The sequence below is a fragment of the Paraburkholderia kururiensis genome (assembly GCF_034424375.1).
Classification (GTDB): Bacteria; Pseudomonadota; Gammaproteobacteria; order Burkholderiales; family Burkholderiaceae; genus Paraburkholderia; species Paraburkholderia kururiensis_A.
Map to the genome: position 1 here is coordinate 1,806,130 of NZ_CP139965.1, position 16,887 is coordinate 1,823,016.

15 protein-coding genes are annotated in these 16,887 nt (G+C 68.0%); 11 read left to right on the top strand and 4 right to left on the bottom strand.

Annotation, left to right across the window (positions count from 1 at the left end):
* Positions 1 to 33: 33 nt before the first annotated feature.
* The 3 genes from sctP to sctU are packed head-to-tail and all read right to left on the bottom strand — an operon-like array spanning position 34 to position 4,013.
* Positions 34 to 735: a type III secretion system protein SctP gene (gene sctP / locus U0042_RS08135; RefSeq protein ID WP_232833321.1), complete on the bottom strand. Its 702-nt coding sequence runs from the start codon at positions 733 to 735 to the stop codon at positions 34 to 36.
* Between the two features lie 8 nt (positions 736 to 743).
* On the bottom strand, positions 744 to 2,918 hold the full coding sequence (locus U0042_RS08140) for an FHIPEP family type III secretion protein (protein ID WP_114810510.1): 2,175 nt from the start codon (positions 2,916 to 2,918) through the stop codon (positions 744 to 746).
* An 18-nt stretch (positions 2,919 to 2,936) separates the two neighbouring features.
* Positions 2,937 to 4,013, bottom strand: a complete 1,077-nt coding sequence (gene sctU, locus U0042_RS08145) for a type III secretion system export apparatus subunit SctU (protein WP_114810511.1) — start codon at positions 4,011 to 4,013, stop codon at positions 2,937 to 2,939.
* Positions 4,014 to 4,243: 230 nt separating this feature from the next.
* On the opposite strand from sctU, the gene U0042_RS08150 reads away from it, so the two are divergent.
* From U0042_RS08150 to sctC, 11 genes are all read left to right on the top strand, one after another.
* A complete protein-coding gene (locus U0042_RS08150; RefSeq protein ID WP_232833322.1) occupies positions 4,244 to 5,233 on the top strand; it encodes an alpha/beta hydrolase family protein in 990 nt (329 codons plus the stop codon).
* A 318-nt stretch (positions 5,234 to 5,551) separates the two neighbouring features.
* Positions 5,552 to 6,136 carry an HrpB1 family type III secretion system apparatus protein gene (locus U0042_RS08155; protein ID WP_114810704.1) on the top strand — a complete coding sequence of 195 codons (585 nt, stop codon included), beginning with the start codon at positions 5,552 to 5,554 and terminating at the stop codon, positions 6,134 to 6,136.
* Positions 6,137 to 6,278: 142 nt separating this feature from the next.
* Positions 6,279 to 6,662, top strand: a complete 384-nt coding sequence (locus tag U0042_RS08160; protein WP_114810512.1) for a type III secretion protein HrpB2 — start codon at positions 6,279 to 6,281, stop codon at positions 6,660 to 6,662.
* Positions 6,663 to 6,664: 2 nt separating this feature from the next.
* The gene (sctJ, locus tag U0042_RS08165) at positions 6,665 to 7,522 is read left to right on the top strand and encodes a type III secretion system inner membrane ring lipoprotein SctJ (protein ID WP_232833323.1); all 858 of its coding nucleotides are present in this window, start codon (positions 6,665 to 6,667) and stop codon (positions 7,520 to 7,522) included.
* 90 nt (positions 7,523 to 7,612) lie between these two features.
* Positions 7,613 to 8,410 (top strand): type III secretion protein HrpB4, encoded by a 798-nt coding sequence (locus U0042_RS08170; protein ID WP_114810513.1) that lies wholly within the window; start codon positions 7,613 to 7,615, stop codon positions 8,408 to 8,410.
* Complete coding sequence (gene sctL / locus U0042_RS08175; protein ID WP_114810514.1) at positions 8,395 to 9,246, top strand: type III secretion system stator protein SctL; 852 nt, start codon at positions 8,395 to 8,397, stop codon at positions 9,244 to 9,246. The genes U0042_RS08170 and sctL overlap by 16 nt, the downstream gene beginning before the upstream one ends.
* Positions 9,243 to 10,616, top strand: coding sequence for a type III secretion system ATPase SctN (gene sctN, locus U0042_RS08180; protein WP_269814038.1), 1,374 nt, complete (start codon positions 9,243 to 9,245; stop codon positions 10,614 to 10,616). The genes sctL and sctN overlap by 4 nt, the downstream gene beginning before the upstream one ends.
* Positions 10,617 to 10,657: 41 nt before the next feature.
* Positions 10,658 to 11,182, top strand: coding sequence for a type III secretion protein (locus U0042_RS08185; RefSeq protein ID WP_232833324.1), 525 nt, complete (start codon positions 10,658 to 10,660; stop codon positions 11,180 to 11,182).
* Positions 11,183 to 11,216: 34 nt separating this feature from the next.
* Positions 11,217 to 12,035 (top strand): type III secretion system export apparatus subunit SctT, encoded by an 819-nt coding sequence (sctT, locus tag U0042_RS08190; RefSeq protein WP_114810515.1) that lies wholly within the window; start codon positions 11,217 to 11,219, stop codon positions 12,033 to 12,035.
* Between the two features lie 163 nt (positions 12,036 to 12,198).
* Positions 12,199 to 13,665, top strand: coding sequence for a helix-turn-helix transcriptional regulator (locus U0042_RS08195; RefSeq protein ID WP_114810516.1), 1,467 nt, complete (start codon positions 12,199 to 12,201; stop codon positions 13,663 to 13,665).
* Between the two features lie 125 nt (positions 13,666 to 13,790).
* Complete coding sequence (sctC, locus tag U0042_RS08200; RefSeq protein WP_114810517.1) at positions 13,791 to 15,644, top strand: type III secretion system outer membrane ring subunit SctC; 1,854 nt, start codon at positions 13,791 to 13,793, stop codon at positions 15,642 to 15,644.
* 66 nt (positions 15,645 to 15,710) lie between these two features.
* Here the strand turns inward: sctC and U0042_RS08205 are convergent, their stop codons facing one another.
* Positions 15,711 to 16,850 (bottom strand): response regulator transcription factor, encoded by a 1,140-nt coding sequence (locus U0042_RS08205; RefSeq protein WP_232833325.1) that lies wholly within the window; start codon positions 16,848 to 16,850, stop codon positions 15,711 to 15,713.
* Between the last annotated feature and the right edge of the window lie 37 nt (positions 16,851 to 16,887).

A 16,887-nucleotide genomic window follows, 5' to 3' on the forward strand; every position in this document is an offset into this window, starting at 1 on the left:
CTGCAAGGCGAGCAAGACGTGAAGGCGTGACGCTCACCAGACCGAAAGCTCGATGTCGCGCGGCGTGCCCCACGCGCGCAGCAACTGGTCCAGTTCGCGCTCGAGCAGCGCACTGTGCTGCAACAGTAGCTGCTTCGTATCGGCGTCCGGCGTATCGAACCGAAGCGAAAGCCTGAAACGCGAAAGCGAAAGATACAGCGTGGTGTCGGGCAGGATGGCGCGGTCAAGCGGCATCTGCACTTCCCAGTTGCCCGCGTCGCCAATGGCCTGGTCGCTCGCGAAGGCGGCCACTTCGGTGGCGAGCGATGTGGCCAGTTCGAGGAAGTGGCTCTGCGTGCGGAACATCGAATCGACGATGGGCAGCGTGACGTGCGCCAGCCGCTCGGGCAAGAGGTCGTCGCTCGTGGGCGGCGCAGCGTTGCTGTGGCCCGCGAGGGGCGAGCCCGCGTCGGCACCGCGTGCGCTGCCGGCGTTGTCGGCTGCGCCGTCTTGCGTGTCGTCGCCCGTGGGCTGGCCGTACGCGGACGTGTCGTGGCGCTCTGCCGCGCTCGTGTCGCCCGACGCGCCCGCATCGCGGCCCGGCGGTTTTCGCGCGCGCACGCGGCGGGCGAGTGTGGCGTAGTCGAAGCGCCTCGCGCGCGCATCGTCAGGCAGCGGCTGCGGTTCGGCGTCGCCTGGAATGATGCGCAGCGGTCGGGACTCGATGTGGGCCATGAGCGTGGTGAGCGCGATCACATGCGCGGTCAGATCGTGACGCGGCCGAGCGGTTGCAGCTCGACGTGTTCACCCAGCTCCTGGTACGAATACACCGAGAGCCAGTTGAGCCGCGCCTCGATCATGCGGCGCACGTAGCGGCGAATGTCCATCGACGTGACGAGCGCCACGCCTTCGCGCGGCACCTGGCCCACGAACGACTGGATCTTGTCGATGAGGTAGTTGGCCTCGTCGGGCGGCAGCGCGAGGAAGTTGCCGGTGGGCGTCTGCTTGATGGCCTGGCGGATGTGCTGCTCCACGGGCAGGTCGAACAGCACGGCCGGCAACTGGCGCGCGCCGCCCGCCGCGCGATGCGCGAGAAAGCGCGCGAGGTCGCCGCGCACGTACTCCGTGAGCATCAGCATGTCTTTCTCTTTCGCGCCCCACACGATCAGGCTTTCCAGAATGTTGCGGATGTTGCGGATAGGCACCTGCTCTTCGAGCAGGCGGCGCAGCACGTCGGCAATGCGCTGCGGCGGCAGCACCTTCTGCACCTCGGCGACGAGGCCCGGGTAGTCGGTGTTCTGCTGGTCGAGAATCCACTGCACTTCCTGAATGCCGAGGAACAGCGAGGCGTGGCGGCGCAACATCGCGACCGACGCATGCGCGATGACCTGCTCCGCGCGCCACGCCTGGGCCTTCGCGGGCAGCGCCTTTTCGTCGATCCAGTACGTAGGGCCCGGGCCGCCGTCGAGACCGGCGCGTTGCTCCGCGCGTTCGCGCAGCGTGGCGAGTTCGGCCGCGGTGAGTTCGCCTTTGGGCGTAGCGGCATTGTTCGGCGCGGCGGCCTGGACGTGGCCGGCGCCGTTGGCTATGCCGCTCTCCGCACCACTGCTCGCATTCACCGCTTTCAGCTTCGCCGGCTCCGGCAGCATCACCTTGCCCGCGGGCAATTCGAACGAGCAGTACGGCACGTCGTGCATCAGCAGCTCGCAGGTGGAGGGTGCGAGCGCGTCGCTCGTCCACATCGTGATGCCGGGAAACGGCAAACCCAGATACTCCTGGAGCTTGCTGCGCTCCGCTTCGAACGAGGTGTCGAGCGCCGCGGTGGAAAGCCGCGCCACGAGGTCCGGCGCGATGCGCACGCCGAGCGGGCAGGCGAACTGCGGCGGGCGCGCCAGAATGGCCGGCACGTCCACCTTCGAGCCGGCGCGCTGCATCGCGTTGACGGTCTCGGTGGCATGCGAAGCCGACGCGGGCCGCTTCTTGCCGAGGCGCCACGCGCAGAACGCGAGCGTGCCCGAAAGCAGCAGGAACAATGCGGTCGGAAAGCCCGGCACTGCCGCGAAACCGACCAGCAGCAGGCTCGCGAAGTAGAGCGCGCGGGCGCTCGTGGACAACTGACGGCCAATCTCGTCGCCGAGCGAAAGCTGTTTCGCCTCGCGCTCGTCGGCCACGCGCGTAATCATGATGCCGGCCGCGACCGAGAGCAGCAGCGACGGAATCTGCGAGACCATCGCGTCGCCCACCGAAAGAATCGAGAACCGGTTCGCGGCCTCGCCCGCCGACATGTCGTGATACGCCACGCCCACCGCGATGCCGGCCACGATGTTGATGAGCGTGATGATGAGCCCCGCAATGGCGTCGCCCTTCACGAACTTCATGGCGCCGTCCATGCCGCCGTGCAGCTGGCTTTCCACGGCGAGCGTCGCGCGTTTTCTGCGCGCTTCTTCGGGCGTGATGATGTTGGCACGCAGGTCGGCGTCGATGCTCATCTGCTTGCCCGGCAGCGCGTCCAGCGTGAACCGCGCGCCCACTTCGGCCACGCGCTCGGAGCCTTTCGCGATCACGATGAACTGCACCGTCGTGATGATCACGAACACCACGAGCCCCACCACGAGGTTGCCGCCCACCACGAGTTCGCCGAAGCTTTCGATGATGTGGCCCGCGTCCGCATGCAAGAGGATCGACTTCGTGGACGCGATGTTGAGCGAGAGCCGGTAGAGCGTCGTGAAGAGCAGCAGCGACGGAAACACCGAAAGCGACACCACGCTCGGCACGTACATGGTGATCATCAGGAGCGTCACGCTGATCGTGATGTTCACGGCGAGCAGCACGTCGATCAGCTCGGGCGGCAGCGGCAGGATCATGAGCGAGATGATCGCCACCACCAGCATCGCGATGCCGATTTCGCCGCCTGCGGGCAGCTTCAGGGTCTTGAACATGCTGCTTCTCCGTGAGCGTCAGTTCGGCAACGCGCTGCCTGTTTCAGGCTTCTTCGCGGCGAGCGCGTCCACCCAGCGCAGAATCGCGGCCACCGTTTCGAACAGTTCTTCGGGAATGGGCTCGTCGAGCGCGACCTTGTACAGCGCGCGCGCCACCGGCGGATTGCCGATGATGGGCACGTTGGCGTCCTGCGCGAAGCGCCGCAACTGCGCGGCCTGTTCGTCCATGCCCTTGGCGATGACGAGCGGCAGCGGATGCTCGTCGGGCGCATAGCGGATCGCCACCGCGTAGTGCGTGGGGTTCACGATCATCGCGTTGGCGAGCGTCACGCGCTGCTGCGGCGCCGCGGCGGTCATCAATTCGCGCGCGAGCCGCTTGCGCTCGCCCTTGATCTTCGGGTCGCCTTCCTGCTGCTTGTACTCGCGCTTCACTTCGTCTTTCGACATGCGCATGCGCCGCATGAACATGAAGCTTTGCAGCTTGACGTCGGCCGCGCCGATCACGACGAACACCGCCGCCGCGATCAGGCAGAGCTTCACGAGCAGGCTCCAGAGCATGGTGGAAAGCTCGGGCAGCGGCTGATAGAGCGAGCCCACCATGAGCGGCAGCATCCAGCGAATCGTGAGCCACATCACGGCGCCGACGATGGCCGCCTTGATGACCATCTTCACGAGTTCGATGATGGTGCGCATCGAGAAGATGCGCTTCAGGCCCGCCATCGGGCTCGCGTTCTGGATGTTGGGCACCACGGGCTTGGTCGCGATCTGGAAGCCCACTTGCGGAATGAGCGCGGCCACGCCCGCCGCTGCGGCCACCGCAACGCAGGGCACGACCACGAGCAGGGTGGCGCCGCCGATCTTGTAGAGCCGCGTCACGAGCGCGGGCAGCGAGTGGTCGCCGGAAACGAAATCGAGCGTGAGCGTGACGATGCTGCGAAACGCGCCCGCGAAGACGCCCGCCGCGAGCAGCAGCGTGCCGGCCACGGCGACCATCACGATGGCATCGACGAGGTCCGTGCTCTTCGAGACCTGGCCGTCCCGGCGTGCGTCGCGCAGCCGCTTCGATGTGGGTTTCTCGGTCTTTTCCTCGCTCATTGCCTTGTGCTCTCGCCCATGATGCCGGCAGCTCTGCCAGGCCCGACAGGCCCGACAGGCGCACGCCATGTGCGCCGACATTCGACGATATCGGCTGCGTCCGGCGCAGGTGCGGGCGAAGCGAAGCGGCTCGCGGGGAAGCGAAGGGGCGGGGAGCATGCGCGGGCGTGGCCGGACGATACTGAGGTTTCCCGCACCCGCCTCGCGCACTCACCATGACGGAGCGCACCGTGAGATGGACCACCGTTGTCGCGATCCTGCTCGGGCTGATGGCCGTGCCTGTGCCTGGGTTGGCCGCCCAGGTCGGCTTCGAAGTGGTCCGGATACCGAACGGAGCGCAGCCGCCGCTCACAGCAGGCATCTGGTATCCGACCGATGCGCCGGCCACGTCGCATTCCGTGGGCGAACTCACGCAGGTTGTCGCGCCCGATGCGCCGCTGGCCGGTGACCGTCTGCCGCTGGTGGTGCTGTCGCATGGCGGCGGGGGCTGGTATGGCGGCCATTACGACACCGCGCTCGCGCTGGCTCACGCGGGTTTCGTCGCGGCCGCGGTCAGTCACGCCGGTGACACCGTCGACGACCAGAGCGGCGTCCTGCAACTTTGGCGCCGTCCTGAACAGCTACACCGCCTGATCGATTACATGCTCGACACGTGGCACGGGCACGAACGGCTGGACGGCACCCGCATCGGCGCGTTCGGTTTTTCCAACGGCGGCTTCACTGTGCTGGTAGCCGCGGGCGGCGTACCGGACCTCTCCACCATTGCCCCGTTTTGCGAAGTCCACGCCGGGCAGGACCTGTGCGAGGCGCTGCGGCATGCCGGCGTCGATCTCCGTTTCGCGGCCGACGTGCCGGCGCGGGCATGGGTGCACGATCCGCGCATTCGTGCTGCAGTCGTGGCCGCGCCTTCGTTTGGCTTCGCCTTCGGTCGCGCAGGCCTGTGCGGCGTTAGTGTGCCGGTTCAGCTCTGGAGCGCCGCCGACGATCGTCATCAGCCGCATCCGTATTACGACGAGCCGGTGCGAGACGACTTGCCGCGCGCGCCCGACTATCACCTCGTGGCCGACGCAGGCCACTACGACTTCCTGCCGCCGTGCGATGCGCGCCTTTCCCGCATGCGGCCCGCGCTCTGCAACAGTCTGCCGGGGTTCGACCGCGCGGCGTTCCATGATCGATTCAACGCCGACGTGGTGCGGTTTTTCAGGACCATGCTTCCGTAGCGAACGGCGGGTTGCGCGGCCGTGGCCGTCGCCTGTTGCGCTGCGGCCCGTCGCGACTCGGGCTTCGTTGTTGCCCTGCCGTTGCTCAGCTGTGTACCCGCGCTTTGTACCCGCTGCGTACCCGCTTCGCACCCGTTGCGCTCGCTTCGCGTCGCTGCCGCTCCTGTGGGACCGCGCTGCGTATTGTGGCGTGAACCATTGGTGGGCGTGAACCATTGGTGAGCGTGAACCATTGGTGGGCGTGAACCATTGTGGCGGTGGCTCGACCCATCGCGCCGCATCGTGCTCTTCTTTCACCCTGTGCAGGAGCCTTTCGACATGAGCGTGACCTCGCCGAACTATCTCAACTGCAGTCCGGACATCGTCGGTGGGCTGATCGAGACCGTCTCGACTGCGCTGCTTTCGAATTTCCCGAAAGTGGAAGCGGACCCCTACGACATCGAACTCGTGCTGGACGCCTTGCGCGTGCTGCGTCCGAAGGTGGCGGAGATCGACACCTTCGAGGGCATCATCCACATGACGCGCGGCCACTGGGACGACGCCGTGCGCGTGTTTTCGCGCGTGGTGGAGAACGCGCCGCACTTCGCGTATGCGAAGGCGCTGCTCGCGTTCTGCCTCTCGGTGAAGGGTGACCCCAACTGGCGCCAGAGCGCGACCGAGGCCGTGCAGGCCAACCCGAGCCGCGACACGCAGAAGCTCGTGCGCGCGCTGGAGGCGCGTGAAGATCTGCTCGAAGCGGTGCGCAAGCATCGCAACGGCGCGCCGCTCGAAATTCCGCTGTCGGTCACCACCTTGAACGACGACGAGGAAGAGAGCGCCACGACGGCCAGCCATCAGCAGAGCGTGCGCCAGCCGCAGGACCCGCTCGCGCAGCAGGGCTACCAGGGCTATCTGCGCGCGTGAATGGGCGTGAATGGGCGCGAGCGCGCGACGGCATGGACGGCATCAGGCCCGGCCCCATCGCATGCGATGACGGCCGGTGGCACCTGATCGCACGCGGTGGCACGCGGCGGCATGACGGCAACCTTCCCGCGGGAGAGAAGCAATGAGCGTATCGGTGACGGCAAAGCAGGTGGAAAGCGCGCTGCAGGCCACCCAGCAGGCGAGCGACCCGTCGCTCGCGCAGCAAGGCGAGAAGTTCAGTTCGATGATGAAGAACCACCGCATGGCGAAGCCCGAGCACGCGGACGGCGAGAACACCAACGTGGTGTCGAAGCTCGTGGCCGCGCAGGACGCGGAGATCCAGCAGTCGGTCAACGACGTCGTGCAGTTCTCGCAGCAGGCCCCGCAGATGTCGATGAACGAGATCATGGCCGCCACGACGAAGATGACGCTCGAAATGGCGAGCACGCAACTCGACATGGAAGCGAAGATGGGCGTGGTGGACTCGTCGAAGTCCGCCATCGAAACGCTGATGAAGAACCAGTAGCCATGCACGCAACGACGGTCCACGCGGCACGACCTGTCCGGCAGCCGGGGCACGGCATCGCGCGCACCACGCGCCGCGCCGCGCTCGTGGCGACGCTCGCGCTCTGCGCCGCGTTGGCGGGCTGTCAGAAGGAGCTGTACAGCAATCTCACGGAACAGGACGTGAACGAGATGCTGGTGGCGCTGCTGGAGCAGGGCGTGGACGCCTCGAAGGCGACGCCCGACAACGGCAAGACCTGGGCGCTCGACGTGGACAGCAACCAGATCGTGCGCGCCGTGGAAGTGCTGCGCTCGCGCGGCCTGCCGCACAGCAAGTACGACGACCTGGGCAGTCTCTTCAAAAAGGACGGGCTCGTTTCCACGCCCACCGAAGAGCGCGTGCGCTTCATCTACGGGCTCTCGCAGGAGCTTTCGTCGACGCTGTCGAAGATCGACGGCGTGATCGTGGCGCGTGTGCAGATCGTGCTGCCGAACAACGATCCGCTCGCGCAGCAGATCAAGCCGTCTTCGGCGTCGGTGTTCATCAAGTACCGGCCCGATTCTGACGCGGGCGCGCTCATTCCGCAGATCAAGACGCTCGTCATGCACAGCGTGGAAGGGCTGACCTACGACGCCGTGAGCGTGACGGCCGTGCCGGCCGACCCGGTCGAGCTTTCGAAGCTGCCGCAATCGCATTCGCCGCTGCCCATCATCGCGGGCGCCGTGCTCGTGCTGGTGTTGGGCGCCGCGGGCCTCTTCGTCTGGATGAAACGCGGCGTGCCGGGCAAGGCGGGCGGGGCGCGCGAGGGCGACGCGCTCGCCGCGAAGCTCAACGCGCTGCTCGCGCGGCTGCGGCGTGCCGGGCCGTCTTCCACGGCCTGAGGGCGCGGCGCACGGCACGATCGCCGCTAGCGGCACCATCGGAATCGCGCGGGTATCGCAGGTATTCGACGAGCACATATCGCACACGCCATGGGTGCTTCTACAGATTTTCCTTTCGCACGGACTGCCGCCGCTTTCGCGGCGTGGGAACGCAACGCGCGCACGGCGGTGCAATGGGCGCATCCGTCGTGGCTGGCGGGCGCGTTGGATGTGGCGCCGGGAGCGCTCGATACGTTCTACGCGGCGCTGGGCGATAGCGACGCACACAGCCAAAGCGCTTGCCGCAACGCCATCGATACCTGCTCGCGCGCCTTGCTGCGCGCGCTTCGCGTGCCGCCGCCCGCCTTCGACACATGGTTCAGACCCGGCCCGCAGGTGCTCGACGCCTTGCCGGCCGCGCTCGGTCTGAACGTGCTGCGCATGCGCGCGCTGCTGTTTCGCCGTGCGGACGTGCGGCGGCTCATCGACAAACGCAGCCGCATGCAGCTTGCGCAATGGGTGGGCGTGCCGCTCGATCGGCTGCTCGCGCAGCCGCCGGGCACCACGGCCACGAACGCGCCCGACACTGCTCGGCTCGTCGCGCGCGGAGCGATGCCGGGCCTCGATGCACTCGACGCCGATACGCTCGCGCTGGAAGGCTACGCGTTGATGGCCCGCGAGCACCATAACGGCGGCGCGACGCTTTCCGCGGGCCTTGCCGGCACTTCAGGCACTTCGTCAAGCCCAGCCGACGCTCCATGCCCGCTGCTGCGCCTGGCCTTGCCGCGCGACCTGCCGCCTGTGCCGTGGCTCGATGCTGCCGCGCGCGAGCCCGATCCGCTCGGCACGCCTCAACTGATCGCGCGCTTTCCCGAACTGCTTCCGGAGTGGGCATGGTTATCTGGCTGAGATCCGACCGCGCGTTGCCCAACCCGGCCGACGTGCAGGGCGCCGTGCACATCGGCGTGCACGGCGACGTCGTGCCGCGTGCCGCGTTCGGCGCGCTGATGTCGCTGGAAGAGGGCTACGCGCAGCTTGCAGCCGACCGCGAAGCGACGCTCGGGCAGGCGCGGGCCGAGGCCCAGGCCATCGTGGCCGCGGCGCAGCACGAGGCCGCCGCCATTCTCGCGGACGCGCGCGCTCAATACGACGAAGCGGCCGGGCGCGGCTACCGCGACGGCGAAGCACGCGCGCTCGCCGAATGGATGGCGCGCCAGGCCGATGCGGGCGACGACCAGCGGCGCACGCAACTGAAGATGCGCGAGCGCCTCGCCGAAATCGTCACGCTCGCCGTCGAGCAGATCGTGCACGTGCAGCAGTCGGAGCAGTTGTTCGAGCGCGCGCTGGCCACCGTGGACCGCATCGTCGAAGGGGCCACGTATCTGCGCGTGGCCGTGAGCCCCGGCGACTACGACAAGGCCTGCGTCGCGTTCGAGCGGCTCTCCGCGCGCTGGCGCGAGCTGGGGCGGCCGTTCCCGCTTTCCGTGGTCGCGGACAAGCGGCTCGCGCCCGGCAGCTGCATCTGCGAATCGGACTTCGGCGCCGTGGACGCGAGCCTCGCCACGCAACTGCGCGCCATGCGCTCGGCGGTGTCGCGCGCGCTCAAGCATTCCGCGGCCGAGATCGACGGGCTGGCGTGGCAGCAGGCGTCCGGGGCGTCAGAAGAACAGGCGGGTGCGGACCTGGAAGAGGCCGTCTCGCCCGACTTCGACGCGCGTGCCGCGCATGACCCCGGCCCGCAATGAGCACGCCGCACGACACCGCTTCCACGCGCGCCGCGGTCTCGCGCCGGCTGCTCGACGTCGAGCGCCTGACCGACGCCATCGAGCAGGAGATTCTCGCCACGCGCAGCATCGCGCGCACGGGCAAGGTGCTCGAAGTGATCGGCACGCTCGTGAAGGTGGGCGGCCTCGACGTGTCGCTCGGCGAGCTGTGCGAGTTGCGCGCGCCGAACGGCGCGCTGCTGCAATACGCCGAGGTGATCGGCTTCACGCGCGACGTCGCGCTGCTCTCGCCGTTTTCGCGGCTCGCGGACGTGTCGCGTTCCACCCAGGTGGTGGGGCTCGGCCGGCCGCTCTCCGTGCCCGTGGGCACGGCGTTGCTGGGGCGCGTGATCGACAGCCTCGGGCGGCCCATCGACGGGCTCGGTCCTATCGACGCCACCGGAGAGCGTCCCATTTTCGCGGACCCGCCGGACCCCATGAGCCGCCGCCTGATCGAGGCGCCGCTTGCCACCGGCGTGCGCGTGGTGGACGCCATGATGACGCTCGCCGAAGGGCAGCGCATGGGCATCTTCGCGCCCGCGGGTGTGGGCAAGAGCACGCTGCTCGGAATGTTCGCGCGCGGCGCGCAGTGCGACGTCACGGTGATCGCGCTGATCGGCGAGCGCGGCCGCGAAGTGCGCGAGTTCATCGAACTGATTCTGGGCGAGGAGGGCATGGCGCGCTCCGTCGTGGTGTGCGCGACCTCGGACCGCTCGTCCATCGAGCGCGCCAAGGCCGCCTATGTGGCCACCGCGATTGCCGAGCACTTTCGCGACGAAGGCTGCCGCGTGCTGCTGATGATGGATTCGCTCACGCGCTTTGCGCGCGCCCAGCGCGAGATCGGCCTCGCCGCGGGCGAGCCGCCTGCGCGACGCGGCTTTCCGCCTTCGATCTTCGCGGAGTTGCCACGCCTGCTGGAGCGCGCGGGCATGGGCGCGCGCGGCTCGATTACGGCGCTCTACACGGTGCTGGCCGAAGACGAATCGGGCAGCGATCCCATTGCCGAAGAAGTGCGCGGCATTCTGGACGGCCACATGATTCTTTCGCGCGAAATCGCCGCGAAAAACCAGTATCCGGCCATCGACGTGCTGGGCAGCCTCTCGCGCGTCATGCCTCAGGTGGTGCCGCGCGAGTACATGGCGGCTTCGGCGCGGCTGCGCGAATTGATGGCGAAGCACCGCGAAGTGGAGATGCTGTTGCAGATCGGCGAATACCAGCCGGGCGGCAACCCCGTGGCGGACGAGGCCATCGGCAAGATCGACGCGATTCGCGCGTTCTTCTCGCAGGGCACCGACGAATTCGCTTCGCCCGACGAGACCGGCGCGCAGCTCTTCGCGCTGGCGAACGGCTGACGCGTTGCGCCACGAGCAAGCTGAGGAACGAACCGGGCACCATGACCACGCACCGACGCCGCATCGCGGCCCTTACGCGCACCACCGAACGCCGCGAACGGCTGGAGCAGACGCTGCGCGCCGCGCTCGCGGCACGGCGCGAAGAAGCCGCGCAGCTGGCGGCCCAGCGTGACGGCAAGGCCGCCGAAGTGCAGCAGGCGCGCGACACGCTGGCGCAATGCCACGCACGCATTGGCGCGATGATGGGCGGCAGCGCCGCGTTTTCGCTGGCCGATCTCAACGCGGCCATGCGCTATGCCGAAGTGGTGACCGACCGCGTGCGCGTGCTCGAGGCGGACCTCGCCGCGCTCGTGGCGGCCTGCGAGGCGAAGCAGCAGGAGATCGTCACGGCGGTGCGGGCCATCGCGAACAACCGCGGCCGCATCGAACTCTGCAACGAGCGCATTGCAGCGATGCGCCGCCGCGACGAAGAAGCCGCGAGCGACGCCGCCGACGAGGAAGCCGAAGAAGCCGCGCTCGCACGTCTGGCCGCGGCGGCGCGTGCCGCACGCGCCACGCCTGCCTGAGCCCGCACGAACAAACAAGCCCAACCATCCGCGCATGAACGACCTCTTCAACGCACTGCCGCAACTGGGCACCACCTTCGTCGGCTACATGACGCTGCTCGGCATCTGCTCGGTGCGCCTCCTCGTCATCATGTCGATGTTTCCGCCCACGGCCGACGGCGTGCTGCAAGGCGTGGTGCGCAACGGCGTGGCGATGCTGCTCAGTTCGTTCGTAGCGTACGGTCAGCCGGCTTCGCTCATGACCACGCTTTCCGGCGTGCATCTGATCGAAATCGGCCTGCGCGAGGCCGTGATCGGACTCGTGCTCGGCTATGCGGCCTCCACGGTGTTCTGGGTGGCCGAAAGCGCGGGCACCTACGTGGACGACCTCACGGGCTACAACAACATGCAGGTCACCAACCCCTTGCGCGAGGAGCAGTCCACGCCCACGGGCGCGCTGCTCTCGCAGGTGGCCATCGTCGCGTTCTGGACGCTGGGCGGCATGACGTTCCTGCTGGGCGTGGTCTACGAGTCGTATCACTGGTGGCCGTTGACTTCGAATACGCCGGTGGCCGCGAACATCTTCGAAAGCTTCGTGCTGCGCCAGACCGATACGCTCATGCAGACCACCGCGAAGCTCGCCGCGCCCATGCTGTTCATCCTGCTCATGATCGACTTCGCGTTCGGCTTCGTGTCGAAGTCGGCGCAGAAGCTCGACCTCATGACCTTGAGCCAGCCCGTGAAGGGCGCCATGACCGTGCTGATGCTGGCCTTGCTGGTGGGCATCTTCGTCGACCAGGTGAAAGACCAGCTCGTGCTCACGAGCCTCGGCGAGCAGTTGCGCGCCATCGCGACGGCGCAGCAGCATCGTTGACGCGCACCGTTCGCGCCTGCGTCACCATCCGTCACGCATCGAACCTCAACAGTTCTCAAATCGCGCGCGCCAATAAGATTTGTTGAAGATGTCAACCAAGGGCTCCGATACATTGGGCTCACATGGTCGCCTGTCAGGCTGGCCCTTCAACAAGGAGTGCACGATGTTCCTGACACCCTATTTCCCGCTCGCCGCCGCGCTTACCGTGCGCCGTCTGCCCGCGGGCTTTCTCGACAAGGTGCTCGAAGGCAATCTCGGCGCGGCGGGCGCGCAAGCCAACCGCTGGGCCGAAGACGCGCATCAGGGCACCGACATGCCGTACCTGCTGCAACTGCACGCGGACATGCAGATGACGCTCGGTATCGGCGACGAAGCCGAAGAGCAGTACCGCCGCGCGCAGAAGGTGATCCGCACGCCGCGCGAAGCCATTCGTGCCGCGTCGTGCCGCAACGCGGGCTGGCAGGCGCTGTTCCGGCACCGGCTCGCCACGGCGCTTTCATGCTTTGCGCGCGTGGTGGACGAGAGCGGCATCGACCCGCTGCAACGCATGGAGGCGCGGCTCGGCATCGTCTGCGCGCTGCACGAACTCGGGCAGTCGCGTGCCGCGGCCGAAGCGCTCGACGAACTCGCGGCCATGGCCGCGTCGTCCGCGGGCGGCGCCGTGAACGGCGAGCCTTCGTACTGGCGCGACGTCATCACGACGCTGCGTTTCGATCTCGCCGTGCAGCGCGAACTGCGCTCCGCGGCGGCGCTCTCGGACCACGCGTACTGGCAATCGGGCATGACCGACGACCGCACGCCGGGCAGCGGCGAAGTGACGGAAGCCGCGGACCTGCACGAAGTGGCGGCGCTGCGCGTGCGCGTGCCGCTGCTGCGCGAACGCATCGACTATCTGCGGCAACTGCGTGCGCTCACGCGCGGCAACCGCAATGCGATGGACGCGCTCACCGCGCATCTGAACTGGGCCCAGCACACGGGTCTGCACGAATACCTGCGCACCACGCGGCTCGAAATCGTGCTGGCCGCGCTCGCGTCCGAGTCGCCGCAACTGGCCGAAACGATGCTGGAGCCGCTGCATCGCATCGACTATGCGGCCTCCACGGGGCACCGCCAGCTCGAATATCTCTACTGCGTGGCGAAGGTGCGGCAGACGCAGGGCCGCACGCGCGAATCGATGCAGTTCTACAGCCGCTACGCGCTGATCTGCGCGCAGTGCCTGCGCGACGACGCGGCGGCCATCGTGCCGTTCGCCAATCGCGCGCCGCGCCACGGCGCGCAACTCGACGACGTGGGTGCACGGTTGCCCGCGAAGTACCGGCGCGCGTACCGCTATCTGCAGGAGAACCTCGATCGCCGCGATCTCTCGGTGCGCGAGGTGGCCGCGGAGGTGGGCGTCACGGAACGCGCGCTGCAAAGCGCGTTCAAGAACTTCCTCGGGCTCTCGCCCACGGAACTGATTCGCCGTCAACGCATGGAACGCATTCGCGCCGAACTGCTGCGCGACTCGTTCACGAGCGATCGCAGCGTGCTTATCGCCGCGAACAAGTGGGGCGTGCAGAACCGCTCCACGCTCGTGAACGGCTACCGCAAGCAATTCCACGAAGCGCCTTCGGAAACGCTGGAACGCTAAACGCCTTCGCATCGCGGGCGCCCCACGCCCGGCATGGCCCTCCACGCTGCGCGCCGCCGCTGGTCCCGGCGCGCGCGGCCGTGGAGGTCGAGACGTCCCCTCTCCCAACGAACGACGTTGTCTCCATGAATAGAAAAAAACTCGTCTGCGCCGTCTGGATAGCGGTGTTCGTCGCGACTGCGATGCCGGGGCTCACCGCCGATGCGGCGCCCATCCGGTGGCGCAATTCGGCGGTTCATATTTCGGTCGAAGGCAAGGATCTCAAGGACGTGCTGCGCGACTTCACCGCGGGGCAGGGCGTGCCGGCCACCATCTCCGGCGACGTGCACGGCACGGTGACGGGGCAGTTCGACATGTCGCCGCAGCGCTTTCTGGATACGCTCGCGTCCACCTTCGGCTTCGTCTGGTTCTACGACGGCAATGTGCTGTCCATCAGCGACGCCAACAGCGTGACGCGCCAGGTCATCAAGCTCGACCACGCGCGCGTGTCGGACCTGAAGGCGTCGCTCGACCAGCTGCACATTTCCAACCCGCGCTTTCCGATCATGTTCGACGCGGAGCAGGGCACGGCGCTCGTGAGCGGGCCGCCCGCGTACGTGCAGATGGTGGCCGACGTGGCACGGCGGCTCGACGACAACGCGGAGCAGCGTATCGGGTCGATGGTGCGCGTGTTCCCGCTGCACCACGCGTGGGCCGCGGACCACAAGGTGCAGATCGACGGCAATACGGTGAACGTGCCGGGCGTGGCGAATGTGCTCGCGAAGATGTACCACCCGCAGGGCAACGGCGGCCCGGATGGTAGCGATGCGGGCGGCCAGCGCAACGCCGTGCAGCCCACCATGCAGCGCTTGCAGCCCATGCAGGACGTGACGGGCAGCACCTCGGGCGGCGGCTACGAAGGCGGCGGCAATCCGCCGTTGCCGCCGGGCATGGCGGGCGCGGGCACGCCCACGGCGCTGGGCGGGCTCATCGCGGGCATGGGCGGCGGCGGCAATGGCGGCGGGGGCGGCGGCGCGCCGCTGCCGGGCTATGGCGGCGCCGGCGGCGCATATGGCGGATACGGTGCCAACGCCTCGCAGAGCGGCTATGGCGCCACACCCATGGGCGGCACGGACAACCTGCCCGTCATCGTCGCGGACCCGCGCACGAACTCCGTGCTCGTGCGCGATCTGCCGCAACGCCTGCCGCTCTACCAGACGCTCATCGACCAGCTCGACGTGAAGCCCAGGCTCGTGGAGATCGAGGCGCACATCATCGAGATCGACGAAGACGCGTTGAAGCAGATCGGCGTGGACTGGCGCGCGCACAACAGCCACATCGACCTGCAAACGGGCAACGGCATCACGCAGCAGAACGGCTACAACGGCAACATCAACCCGACCTTCGATACGCGCACGCTCTCGGACGGCACCACCGTCATCGACACGTCGCCCGTGGGCGGGTCGCTCACGGCCGTGATCGGCAACGCGGGCCGCTACCTGCTGGCGCGCGTGAACGCATTGCAGAACAACAACCTCGCGCGGATCGACGCAAGCCCGAAGGTGGCGACGCTCGACAACGTGGAGGCCGTGATGGACCACAAGACGCGCTTTTTCGTGCGCGTGTCGGGCTATACGTCGGCGGATCTCTACCAGGTTTCGACCGGCGTGTCGCTGCGCGTGCTGCCGCTCGTGGTGGACGAGGACGGCAAGGAGCGCATCAAGCTCAACGTGCACATCGAAGACGGCACGCTCACGGGCCAGCAGGTGGACAACATTCCGATCATCACGACGAGCACGATCAACACCGAATCGTTCGTGGGCGAGGGCGAGAGTCTGCTGATCGCGGGCTATCGCGTGGACAGCACGACGAACGGCGAATCGGGCGTGCCGGGGCTCTCGAAAATTCCGCTCATCGGCGCGCTGTTCCGCTATCGCAGCAACGAGCACAGCCACATGGAACGGCTCTTTCTGCTGTCGCCGCGCATCATCGAGTTCTGACGCGTGGTGAAGAAACGGCAAGCGGGCGGCTGCGCCCGCTTGTCTTTCCGTTGATGCTTCGGCGACTCAGTTGCGGCTGCTGCGCGGCGTGCGCGTGGTGCCGGCCCACGGCGTGCGCACCACGCGTGCAGCCGTTTGCGCGCACGCCGTGAGGCTGGCGGCGGGCGGCGGGTAGGCGTCGCTGTCGGTATCGGACCACGGACGCGCATCGAGTGCCGCCGCGCTGCCCGCCGGATGCACCTGGGGCCGCAGGGCTTCTTCGAGCACCAGCGATTCCGTCGCGTCGGCGGGCGCGGCGCGCGTGACGGCTGCGGCGGCGTCCTTGCGCTGCACGACCGCGGCGAGCACGGCGACATGGCGCGGCGTCGCCGTGCGCATCACGGTCTCGGGCTCGTGCTGCGCGTTGTGCGATGGGTGCGAGTTGTGCGATTCGTGCGTGGCGTTGTGGCGTGCGGCGCCCGTGTCGTTCAGGCCGCTCGCCTCGTGCATCTCGTCCGTGGATTGCGCTGCCGCCGTCTCCGCGAGCTCGATGCGATAGCCGTGCGCGTACATCGTGCGCAGATGCACGCCGTGCGCGCCGTTGAGTTCGAGCTTCTTGCGCAGCTTGTAGATGTGCTGCTCGAGCGTGCGGCCCACGATGTCTTCCGAACTGCTCCACACCGCGCCCGCAATCTGGCGGCGGCTCACGTATTCGCCGGGACGCGAGAACAGCAGCCACGCGGTGGCGAATTCGCGCGACGTGAGGCGCACCGTATCGCCTGCCACGTGCACGACGCACGAGCGGCGGTCGAGCCGATAGACGCCGCATTCCAGGCGGTCGTCGGCGTCGGAAGGCTGAACGGGTTGGAAGCGGCGCAGCGCGAGATGCACGCGCAAGACGAGTTCGCGCGAGTCGATGGGAGAGAGCACGACGTCGTCGGCGCCCGCGTCGAAGGTGCGGGCAATGCTCGCGCGGTCGCCGCGCGCGCCCACCACGATGAGCGGAGCACGGCGGTCCGCATAGCAGGCGCGGCGCGCGAGCACGGGGCGCAGCGGGTTCACGCCGGTTTCGGCGTCGATCAGAATCGCACTGAAGTCTTCGCGATAGACGGCGCGGGCGAGCGTAACGTCGTCGGCGAACTGGCTGCAGGTGGCGCCGTCGGCCTCGAAACACTGACAGATCAACCTGAACAGCGCGGTGCTCCTCGTCATTACGGCTAGTTTCATTTTTCCTCCGGTTGTCCCTGTCGCCCGGCGTCCCCCT